This is a genomic window from Brevundimonas sp. Root1423, from assembly GCF_001426805.1.
In genome coordinates this window covers 21,462-31,080 of the sequence record NZ_LMFL01000028.1, presented here as the reverse complement: position 1 = coordinate 31,080, position 9,619 = coordinate 21,462, and the positions used below count along the sequence as shown (strand labels likewise).

The window sequence follows — 9,619 nt, the reverse complement described above, 5'->3', positions numbered from 1 at the left end:
AGGGTGTTGGCGGTGCCGAGGTCGATGGCGATGTCGTTGGAGATCGCGCCGAAAATGCTGGAGAACATGGGTCCGGGATACCGTTCGTTCGGGCCTTGGAGGGGCGTKSGTCAGTCTCGATCCGCTTCGGCGACGCCCCGGCSAYGCGCATCCCCACGCACCGCCTCCTGATCGTTATCGCCTGACCGACCTTACGGCTCGTTTGCCCGTGTGTGACGGCGAATACAAGCCCTTCCGGGCGCCGCTGTCGAAGCCGTGACCGGCTGTCAGTCGGCCCCCGACGCCGCCTCGCGCCGCTTCACCAGCTCACGCACCCCCAGCATCAGGCCGAGCCAGACCACGGCCACACCCGCCAGGATCAGCGAGGTCCAGACTCCGTCGCCGCTGACGGCCGAGACCACCGCCCCGCCGAAGAAGGACACCAGGGCGGTCTTGGGCAGTACGCCGAGCGCGCAGCCGGCCAGGAAACGCCAGAAGGAGGCGCGGGTCGCGCCGAAGGCCATGTTGACGACGATGAAGGGCGCCGAGGGCACATTGCGGATCATGAAGCTGGCGTAGAAGGCGTTCTTGCCTACGAAACCCTTGAGCCGGCCCATGGTGCGCCCGCCAAACCGGTCGACCAGCCGCGCCGTCGGCCCGCGTCCCATCCAGTAGGTGACGCCCGCGGAAAGTACGGTGGCGGCCCAGCTGTAGACAAAGCCCAGCGACGGTCCGAAGGCGACGACGCAGGCGGCGATCAGGATGAACTGGGGGGCGCCGATGAAGGCGGCGGCGATGAACAGCACCACCGTGGCCGCGAAGGCCCAGGGACTCCCGGACCAGCCCTGCAGCCAGGCCTCGAGGTTCTCCTCGGCCGCCAGACCGAACTGGCTCTTGCCGATCAACAGCAGGCCCACCGTCGCGCCGAGCAGCAGCGCCGTCGCCAGCACGGCCCGCCAGCGGCGGCCCTCCATGTTGAGGATGAAGTCGATCAGGCGGCGCATGGACGCCGATTAGCATCCGGCCGTCGCGGCGGCGAGTGGGCGGACCGGGCGCTCCCGTCCGGTCCGCCCCAATTCCTAGGCCTTTTCGATGGCCGCGGCGATGTCTTCGGGGGAATGACCCGTCAGGTCCTTGGCGATCTCGCCGACCAGCCGGGCGCTGGTTTCCTTGTGCCAGCCCTTGCGCAGCTGGCCCATGGTCTTGGGCGCGGCGATGACGAGCAGGTGTTCGACCTTGTTGGTCAGCACCCAGTTGTTGAGCACGTCGGCGACGCCCATGGCGAAGCCGTCTTCGGCCTGGGTGTCATTGTCGGGGTTGGCGTCGCTGGAAATACGACCGGCGGCGCCGGAGGCGCGGTCCGCGATCGCCGGGGTCGGCCGGGTCTTCAGCTGAATGTCCAGCGGCTGTCCGGTGTTCTCGAAGAGCGCGAGCTTCTCTCCATCGACGACGGCCACGAGAGCGCCTTTGGGAAGTTTCATGTGCACGGCTCCGGTTGTTCTGTGGCCGGCGGAACGTCCCGAAGATGGAGCGGTTGCGTCGCTCCCGTCCGGACGGTCGGGGGCTGTGACCCGCGCCGCATTTGATCGCTCTTTCGCATCTGCGTAAGAAGGCTTCCGCACCGGAGTCGCCATGTCCAGCCTTCAGTCCTCCGCCCTCGCCCGCGTCAAGCCGTCGGCCACCCTGGCGGTGACCGCCCGCGCCCGCGAGCTGAAGCGCGAGGGGCGCGACGTGATCGGACTGGGGGCCGGCGAGCCGGATTTCGACACGCCGGAGAACATCAAGGAAGCCGCCATCGCGGCCATCCGCCGGGGCGAGACCAAATACACCGACGTCGACGGCCTGCCGGAGCTGAAGGCGGCCGTGGCGGCCAAATTCGCCCGCGAGAACGGGCTCAAATACGAGACCAGCCAGATCCACGTCGCCCCGGGCGGCAAGACGGTGATCTACAACGCCCTGGTCGCCACCCTGTCGCCCGGCGACGAGGTGATCGTGCCGGCCCCCTACTGGGTCAGCTATCCCGACATGGTGCTGCTGGCCGGCGGCGAGCCGGTCACCGTGGTCGGGCATGAGGCCGACGGCTTCAAGCTGAAGCCCGGGGCGCTGGAGGCGGCGATCACGCCCCGCACGAAATGGCTGATCCTGAACAGCCCGTCGAACCCGACCGGCGCGGCCTATACCGGCGCCGAGCTGGAGGCCTTGGCCGCCGTGCTGCGTCGCCACCCGCAGGTCTGGGTGATGACCGACGACATGTACGAACACCTGATCTACGGCGACTTCGACTACAGGACGATCGCCCAGGTCGCGCCGGACCTCTACGAGCGGACGCTGACGGTGAACGGGGTCTCCAAGGCCTACGCCATGACCGGCTGGCGCATCGGCTATGCGGGCGGCCCGAAGGCCCTGATCGACCTGATGCGCAAGGTGGCGGGCCAGACCACCTCCAACCCCTCGTCGGTCAGCCAGTGGGCCGCGGTCGAGGCGCTCAACGGGCCGCAGGACTTCATCGCCGAGCGGGCGACCCATTTCGAGGCCCGCCGCGATCTGGTCGTGTCGATGCTCAACCAGGCGACCGGCATCCGCTGCGCCACGCCCGAGGGGGCCTTCTACGTCTATCCCTCGATCGAGGGATTGATCGGCAAGACGACCGAAGGGGGCGTGACCATCGACAATGACGAGGTCTTCACCACCGAACTGCTGAACGCCGAGGGCGTGGCCGTGGTGCAGGGCTCGGCCTTCGGCCTGAGCCCCTATTTCCGCATCAGCTATGCGACGTCTGAGAGCGTGCTGGAGGAAGCTTGCGGGCGAATTCAGCGGTTCTGCGCGGGGCTGCGCTAACCGACTCCTCCCCATTCGCGACGCTCATGGGGAGGAGACTCTCAGGCCGCCCGCGACACGGCGAAATCGGCCAGTTGCTCCAGCGCGTCCCGCCATTCGTTCGCCGGAAGGTCTCTCAGCGCGGCCTTGGCGGCGTCGGCGTATTGATGGGCGGTGTCGAGCGTGGCGCTGACGGCGCCCGTGCCCACGACCAGTTCGCGGGCGCGGCGGAAGTCGTCCTCGGTGCGCTGGCCCTTGTTGATGGTGCGCTCCCAGAAGGCGTCCTCGCGGCCGCGCGTGCGGGCGGCGGCCAGCAACAGGGGCATGGTGACCTTGCCCTCACGGAAGTCGTCGCCGGCGTTCTTGCCCAGGTCCTCGGACACGCCGCCGTAGTCGAGGGCGTCGTCGGCCAGCTGGAAGGCCAGGCCGAGGTTCAGACCATAGGCGCGCAGGGCCTGAATCGCCTTCTCGCCCGCCCCTGCCCCGACCGCGCCGGATTCGGCGGCGGCGGCGAACAGTTCAGCGGTCTTGGCCGAGATGATGCGCAGATAGGTTTCCTGATCCAGGTTCAGGTCGTGGGCGCGGGTCAGCTGCAGCACCTCGCCCTCGGCGATGACGCTCGAGGCGCGGGCGAGGATGCCGAGGGCGCGCATCTGGCCGGTCTCGACCATCAGCTCGAAGGCGCGGGCGAACAGGAAGTCGCCGACCAGGACGCTGGACGGCGCGCCCCAGATCAGATGGGCGGCGGTCTTGCCCCGGCGCAGGTTGGAGCCGTCGACGACGTCGTCGTGCAGCAGGGTGGCGGTGTGGATGAACTCGACCGCGGCGGCCAGCTTGACCGCGGCGGCGATGTCGCCTGTGGCGCCCGCGGCGCGCGCGGCGGCCAGGGTCAGCAGCGGACGCAGACGCTTGCCGCCGGCGCTGACCAGATGGTCGGCCAGCAGGGGAATCACCGGGACCTGGGACTGCATGCGGGCGATGATCAGGGCGTCGACGGCCGCCATGTCGCCCTTCGCCAGCCGAACCAGCGGCTCGACGTCTCCCTTCGAGCGAGGATCGGCGACGGTGACAACGTCCAAGGAATTACTCGTTCGGCGCGGCGCGGGGGGAGGATCGCACCGGAAAATCCAGCCGCCGCCTTGCCGGGCGGCGATGCGGCGCACAATGGTGATCGGGCCATGAAGGGTCAAGCCGCGTGACCGCCGCACCATCTCAATCCGACGGCGCCGAAATCGTCGAGAACGCCCTGCTGGGCGGCCGCGTCCGGCTGCGCCAGCCGGCGAAGGGTTATCGCGCGGGCATGGACGCGGCGCTGCTGGCCGCCGCGATTGACGCGGCGCCGGGGCAGCGGGTGCTGGAGGCGGGCTGCGGCGCGGGGGCGGTGCTGATGCAAATGGCGGCGCGGCGGCCGGGCCTCGCCCTGACCGGGCTGGAACGCGATCCCGCCATGGCGGCGCTGGCGCGGGAGAACGTGGCGCTGAACGGAGCCCAGGCGACGATCGTGACCGGCGAGGTGGCGGCGGGGTTCCGGGCCCTGGAGGTCGACCCCTTCGACTGGGCGGTGTCGAATCCCCCCTTCTTCGACGACGCGAGCGCGTTGCGGGCCCCCTCTCCCGGCAAGCGCGCGGCCTGGATGGCGGACGACGGGCTGAAGGCGTGGACGGATTTTCTGCTGAAGGGCGTGCGCGAGGGCGGGCGGATCGTGGTCATCCACCGCGCCGACCGGCTGGCGGATCTGCTGGCCCTGCTGGGCGAAAAGGCCGGATCGTTCGCCGTGCGCGGTATTCATCCGTATGCGGACGAACCCGCCAAGCGGGTGCTGGTCGGCGCGGTGAAGACGGGCAAGGCGCCCCTGCGGCTGTTGCCGCCGCTGGTGCTGCATGAGCGCGGCGGGGCGAAGCATACGGCCGGGGCGGAGGCGATCCTGCGGGGCGAGGCCGGGCTGGGGTGGTGAGCGCTTCTCCCTCCCCCGAAGTCGGGAGGCACTGCGAGGCGCAGCCGAGCCCGGGTGGGGAAGGTCGAAGCATCCACCGCTGGCGGTTCGCGGCGACGGTCCCCCACCCGGTCGCTGCGCGACCACCCTCCCCACGAGGGGGAGGGAGAGGTATGGGTGTTCCCATGTCCCTGCGCCCCCTCTTCGTCACCCAGGTCTATGAGGCCTCGCTGGCCGCCGCTCCCGGCTTCGAAACCTTCAACGCCGCACTGGCCGACGCCTGCCGCATCCTGGCCCTCGAGGATCAGGCCGGGCGGGCATGGTGCCGCGAACATGGCTATCGCGGCTACACCTCGTACGGCTCCCTCGCCGACCTGCCGCACCGGATGCCGGAGTTCGCCGAGCTGAAGCGCCTGCTGGACCGCCACGCCCTGGTCTATGCGAAGGCGCTGAACTTCGATCTGGCGCGCAAGCCGCGGCTGGACAACCTGTGGGTCAACATTCTCAAGCCCGGCGGCGGGCACAGCGGCCATATCCATCCCCACGCCTTCCTGAGCGGCACGGTCTATGTCGAGGTCCCCGACGGCGCCTCGGCGCTGAAGCTGGAGGATCCGCGCCTGCCGCTGATGATGGCCCGCCCCGGCGTCCATGCCGACGCGCCCGAGGCCGAAAAGCCGTTCGTCTATCTGGCCCCGCAGGCAGGCACGGTGCTGATATGGGAAAGCTGGCTGCGCCACGAGGTGCCGCCGAACGCCGCCCGGGCCGAACGCATCTCGGTCAGCTTCAACTACGCCTGAGGGGGGGGCAGCCCCCGCGCCGTTAAGCCTGTGGGTTAGGGCGATGACAACCTTGTCGGCTCACTATGGGGGCCCGGGCACCCCGCCCGTTGATTGACCGCTGATGTTCCTGCCCCGCGCCACCGGTGTGATCCTGCTGCTCTACAGCGGCTTCCACATGGTCATCGGCATGTGGGTGCCCCAATTTCCGTGGCTTCTGACGGGCTCCCTGCTGGTGATTGGATCCGTGGCGCTGCTGGCGTGCCGGTCCTGGTCGCGGATTGTCGTGTATGCGACCGCCCTGGCGGCGGCGGCGGTCGGTCTGATCGGCCAGATCGACGCGGCGGGAGACGCCAGCACCGACATCCCCCTGGCGGTGGTGATGTGGGGCTTGTGGACCTCGCTGTGGCTGGCCGTCTCCTATCTCGGCGCGCGCTACCTGCCCGATCCCGAGGTCCCGCCCGGCGTAACCTGGCCGGTCCGGCTCGGTCGGGCCGAGGGGGCGCCCCCGCGGGGATGACGGCCGGCGGTCCCGGCTGAGCGAGTCGCGCGCGCCCCGGGCGCCGCGCGGTCCGCGATCACCCCGGAAGGCTCCTCCTTTTCCGCCTTATTTGCCCTCCTCGCAGAGGGTCGCTACATCCCGCGCCTACTCCCCATTCAGACGAGACCGAAGGGCGCACCGCACCTCATGGCGCAGCAATATATTTTCCAGATGCAGGGTCTGACCAAGACCTTCCCCGGCGGCAAGAAGATCTTCGAGAACATCTGGCTGAGCTTCTACAACGACGCCAAGATCGGCGTCGTNCTGACCAAGACCTTCCCCGGCGGCAAGAAGATCTTCGAGAACATCTGGCTGAGCTTCTACAACGACGCCAAGATCGGCGTCGTYGGSGTCAACGGCTCGGGCAARTCCACCCTGCTGAAAATCATGGCCGGGCTGGACACGGAGTTCACCGGCGAGGCGCGGGCCGCCGACGGCATCAAGCGCGGCTATCTGGAGCAGGAGCCGAAACTCGACGACAGCCTGAACGTCCGCGAGAACGTCGAGGCCTGGTGCGAGGAGAAGCAGTGGGTCAACCGCTTCAACGCCATCGCCATGGAAATGGCCGAGGAATACACCGACGAGCTGATGGCCGAGATGACGGCCCTGCAGGAAAAGATCGACGCCGGCGACGTCTGGGACATNCCATCGCCATGGAAATGGCCGAGGAATACACCGACGAGCTGATGGCCGAGATGACGGCCCTGCAGGAAAAGATCGACGCCGGCGACGTCTGGGACATCGACAGCCGCATCGAAATGGCCATGGACGCCCTKCGCTGCCCGCCSGACGACTGGGMGACGACCAAYCTSTCGGGCGGTGAGAAGCGCCGCGTGGCKCTKGCCCGSCTGCTGCTGTCCAAGCCSGACATGCTGCTGCTCGACGAACCCACCAACCACCTCGACGCCGAGTCGGTGGCCTGGCTGCAGCACCACCTCGAGRMCTTCCCCGGCTGCGTCATCCTGGTGACCCACGACCGYTAYTTCCTGGATCTGGTGACCAAGTGGACGCTGGAGCTGGACCGCGGCAAGGGCCACCCGCATGAGGGCAACTACTCCAGCTGGCTGGAGGCCAAGACCAAGCGGGTGGTGCAGGAGCAGTCGGAATCCGAAGCCCGCCAGCGCGCCCTGACCCGCGAACTGGAATGGGTCCGTTCRGGCGCCAAGGCCCGTCAGGCCAAGTCCAAGGCCCGTCTGGCCGCCTATGAGCGGATGGTCGACGAGCAGGAAAGCATGCGCGGGGCCCAGACCCACGCCGTGATCCAGATCCCGCCCGGCCCGCGCCTCGGCAATGTCGTGCTGGAAGCCGACGGCCTGCAGAAATCCTACGGCGACAAACTGCTGTTCAAGGACCTGAGCTTCAAACTGCCGCCCAACGGCATCGTCGGCGTCATCGGTCCGAACGGGGCGGGTAAATCCACGCTGTTCCGCCTGATCACCGGCCAGGAACAGCCCGACGCCGGCACGATCCGGGTCGGGGAGACGGTCAAGCTGGCCTATGTCGACCAGAGTCGCGACGACCTCGAGCCCAACAAGACCATCTGGGAGGTCATCTCGGGCGGCACCGACGTGATGATGGTCGGCAAGCGCGAGATCAACACCCGCGCCTATGTCGGCAGCTTCAACTTCAAGGGCGGCGACCAGCAGAAGAAGGTCGGCCAGCTGTCGGGCGGCGAGCGCAACCGCGTCCACCTGGCCAAGACCCTGGCCACCGGCGGCAATCTGCTACTGCTCGACGAACCGACCAACGACCTGGACATCGAGACGCTGCAGAACCTCGAGGAAGCGCTGGAAGGCTTCGCCGGCTGCGCCGTGGTCATCTCCCACGACCGCTGGTTCCTCGATCGTCTGGCCACCCACATCCTGGCCTTCGAGGGCGACAGCCACGTCGAATGGTTCGAAGGCAACTTCGAGGCCTATGAGGAAGACAAGAAGCGTCGCCTCGGCGTCGACAGCCTGATCCCGCACCGGATCAAGTTCCAGAAGTTCGGGCGCTAGACCCGAAGCCTTTGCGAAACGGCCTTCCGATCCGTCGGGAGGCCGTTTTTCATTGGCCGCGAGTGGACTAGTGTCGGCGCATGACCGACCGTCCCGCCCTCCTCATCATGCAGCGGCATCTGGCGCCGCTGACGGCGTTTCTCGAGAGCCAGTGGACCGTCTACCGGTTCTGGGAGGGGCCGCCGCTGGAGGCGCAGGCGGAGATCCGCGCCCTCGTCGTGGCCGGCGAGTTTCCGCTCGACAAGACGCTGATCGAACAGCTGCCGAAGCTGCAGCTGATCGCCTGTTTCACCTCGGGCTATGACCGTATCGACACCGCCTGGTGCAAGGCCCGCGGCCTGCCGGTCACCCATGCGCCGGGGGTCAACCATGAGGACGTGGCCGACCACGCCATCGGCCTGATCCTGGCCGCGCGCCGCCAGATCGCGGCCGGCGACCGGGCCTTCCGGGCCGGGGAATGGACGGCGGAGTCGAAGATGATCACGCCGTCGCTGCACGGGCAGCGGGTCGGCGTCGTCGGACTGGGCGGCATCGGCGAGGCCGTGGCGCGCCGGGCCGAGGCGCTGCGCATGACGGTCAAATGGTGGGGGCCGCGCGAGAAGGCCGCCGCCTGGCCCCGCGCCGCCTCCCTGCTGGAGCTGGCGCGGGACAGCGACATTCTGGTGGTGGCCTGCAAGGCCGACGACAGCAATATCGGCCTCATCTCGCGGGAGGTCATCGAGGCGCTGGGTCCCCATGGCCTGCTGGTCAATGTCGCGCGCGGCCAGCTGGTCGACGAGGACGCCCTGATCACGGCGCTCAAGGACGGCCGGCTGGGTCAGGCGGCCCTGGACGTGTTCGAGGACGAGCCGACCGATCCAGCGCGCTGGATCGATGTGCCCAACACCGTCCTGACGCCACACACGGCCGGGGCCACGACCGAGGCCGTGCAGGGCATGCTGATGCTGCTGATGCAGAACCTGACGGCGGCCTTCGCCGGCGAACCGCTGAAGACGCCGACGCCCGACTAGCCGCCGGGCGGAACGTCCATGCCGGGCGGCATGCCGGTCTGATCGGCCGGGGCCCTCGAGGGAACCGTCATCCGCGCGGGCGCCGTCGCCGGAGGGGCGGGCATCATGCTGGCGCGCTCGGCCGGGGTGACGAGGCCGTCGTGATCGGCGTCGAGGCTGGCGAACAGGGCGGCGGCGGCGCTGCGCATCTCGTCGCGGGTGATGCGGGCGTTCCGGTCGGCGTCGGCGCGCGTGATCATCGACCGCATCCGCGGCCCGCCGGCCTGGCTCATGGGCGGCTGGGTCAGGACCGCCAGTTCATTGCCGGTGATCATGCCGTCGGCGTTGACGTCCAGACGGTCGAACATCTGGTCCTGACGCGTCTGCATGGCTTCCAGGGTCTGGGGCCCGCCCATGCCCATGCCGCCCATGCCGGGCGGCGGGGTCTGGGCGACAGCCCCCGTTCCAAGTCCGATGACGGCCAGGACGAGGGGGGCGACGGGAATGCGGATCATGGCGTGTCTCCTGCTGGGCTCCGCTTGATCCACGGAGTGTACCCCCCTTTCCGGATCCTTGTCGCGCCTCGC

General features: G+C 68.9%; 11 protein-coding genes and 1 pseudogene. 7 read left to right on the top strand and 5 right to left on the bottom strand.

Annotated features, from left to right (window positions below; genetic code table 11):
• The 3 genes from ASD25_RS32120 to ASD25_RS17550 form a co-directional block, all read right to left on the bottom strand.
• Positions 1–68 (bottom strand): hypothetical protein (locus tag ASD25_RS32120; protein ID WP_235562780.1); only part of this gene is annotated, 68 nt, incomplete at its 3' end.
• A gap of 198 nt (positions 69–266) precedes the next feature.
• Positions 267–983, bottom strand: coding sequence for a TVP38/TMEM64 family protein (locus tag ASD25_RS17555; protein ID WP_055832640.1), 717 nt, complete (start codon positions 981–983; stop codon positions 267–269).
• A 75-nt stretch (positions 984–1,058) separates the two neighbouring features.
• Positions 1,059–1,460: a host attachment protein gene (locus tag ASD25_RS17550; RefSeq protein ID WP_055832637.1), complete on the bottom strand. Its 402-nt coding sequence runs from the start codon at positions 1,458–1,460 to the stop codon at positions 1,059–1,061.
• 151 nt (positions 1,461–1,611) lie between these two features.
• Between ASD25_RS17550 and ASD25_RS17545 the strand changes: the two genes are divergently transcribed.
• Positions 1,612–2,817, top strand: coding sequence for a pyridoxal phosphate-dependent aminotransferase (locus ASD25_RS17545; protein WP_055832635.1), 1,206 nt, complete (start codon positions 1,612–1,614; stop codon positions 2,815–2,817).
• A 41-nt stretch (positions 2,818–2,858) separates the two neighbouring features.
• Here ASD25_RS17545 and ASD25_RS17540 read toward each other — a convergent pair whose 3' ends face one another.
• Positions 2,859–3,875 (bottom strand): polyprenyl synthetase family protein, encoded by a 1,017-nt coding sequence (locus tag ASD25_RS17540; protein WP_235561833.1) that lies wholly within the window; start codon positions 3,873–3,875, stop codon positions 2,859–2,861.
• A 116-nt stretch (positions 3,876–3,991) separates the two neighbouring features.
• Between ASD25_RS17540 and ASD25_RS17535 the strand changes: the two genes are divergently transcribed.
• From ASD25_RS17535 to ASD25_RS17515, 6 genes and pseudogenes are all read left to right on the top strand, one after another.
• Entirely contained in the window at positions 3,992–4,750 is a 759-nt protein-coding gene (locus ASD25_RS17535) for a tRNA1(Val) (adenine(37)-N6)-methyltransferase (protein WP_235561832.1), read from the top strand.
• Between the two features lie 164 nt (positions 4,751–4,914).
• On the top strand, positions 4,915–5,526 hold the full coding sequence (locus tag ASD25_RS17530) for a TIGR02466 family protein (protein WP_055832633.1): 612 nt from the start codon (positions 4,915–4,917) through the stop codon (positions 5,524–5,526).
• A 103-nt stretch (positions 5,527–5,629) separates the two neighbouring features.
• A complete protein-coding gene (locus ASD25_RS17525; protein WP_055832630.1) occupies positions 5,630–6,025 on the top strand; it encodes a hypothetical protein in 396 nt (131 codons plus the stop codon).
• A 285-nt stretch (positions 6,026–6,310) separates the two neighbouring features.
• Positions 6,311–6,690 (top strand): annotated as a pseudogene (locus ASD25_RS32115) (ATP-binding cassette domain-containing protein); the annotation flags it as partial.
• A gap of 1 nt (position 6,691) precedes the next feature.
• The coding region (ettA, locus tag ASD25_RS17520) for an energy-dependent translational throttle protein EttA (RefSeq protein ID WP_235562779.1) at positions 6,692–8,043 on the top strand (1,352 nt) is incomplete at its 5' end.
• A gap of 80 nt (positions 8,044–8,123) precedes the next feature.
• Positions 8,124–9,053 carry a 2-hydroxyacid dehydrogenase gene (locus tag ASD25_RS17515; RefSeq protein ID WP_055832627.1) on the top strand — a complete coding sequence of 310 codons (930 nt, stop codon included), beginning with the start codon at positions 8,124–8,126 and terminating at the stop codon, positions 9,051–9,053.
• Here ASD25_RS17515 and ASD25_RS17510 read toward each other — a convergent pair.
• Positions 9,050–9,547, bottom strand: a complete 498-nt coding sequence (locus tag ASD25_RS17510; RefSeq protein WP_055832625.1) for an EF-hand domain-containing protein — start codon at positions 9,545–9,547, stop codon at positions 9,050–9,052. The genes ASD25_RS17515 and ASD25_RS17510 overlap by 4 nt on opposite strands.
• Positions 9,548–9,619 lie beyond the last annotated feature (72 nt).

Excerpts from the sequence above, each read along its gene's own strand:
- ASD25_RS17555 (WP_055832640.1), bottom strand. The coding sequence starts at position 983 with ATGCGCCGCCTGATCGACTTCATCCTCAACATGGAGGGCCGCCGCTGG.
- ASD25_RS17550 (WP_055832637.1), bottom strand. The coding sequence starts at position 1,460 with ATGAAACTTCCCAAAGGCGCTCTCGTGGCCGTCGTCGATGGAGAGAAG.
- ASD25_RS17545 (WP_055832635.1), top strand. The coding sequence starts at position 1,612 with ATGTCCAGCCTTCAGTCCTCCGCCCTCGCCCGCGTCAAGCCGTCGGCC.
- ASD25_RS17530 (WP_055832633.1), top strand. The coding sequence starts at position 4,915 with ATGTCCCTGCGCCCCCTCTTCGTCACCCAGGTCTATGAGGCCTCGCTG.
- ASD25_RS17525 (WP_055832630.1), top strand. The coding sequence starts at position 5,630 with ATGTTCCTGCCCCGCGCCACCGGTGTGATCCTGCTGCTCTACAGCGGC.
- ASD25_RS17515 (WP_055832627.1), top strand. The coding sequence starts at position 8,124 with ATGACCGACCGTCCCGCCCTCCTCATCATGCAGCGGCATCTGGCGCCG.
- ASD25_RS17510 (WP_055832625.1), bottom strand. The coding sequence starts at position 9,547 with ATGATCCGCATTCCCGTCGCCCCCCTCGTCCTGGCCGTCATCGGACTT.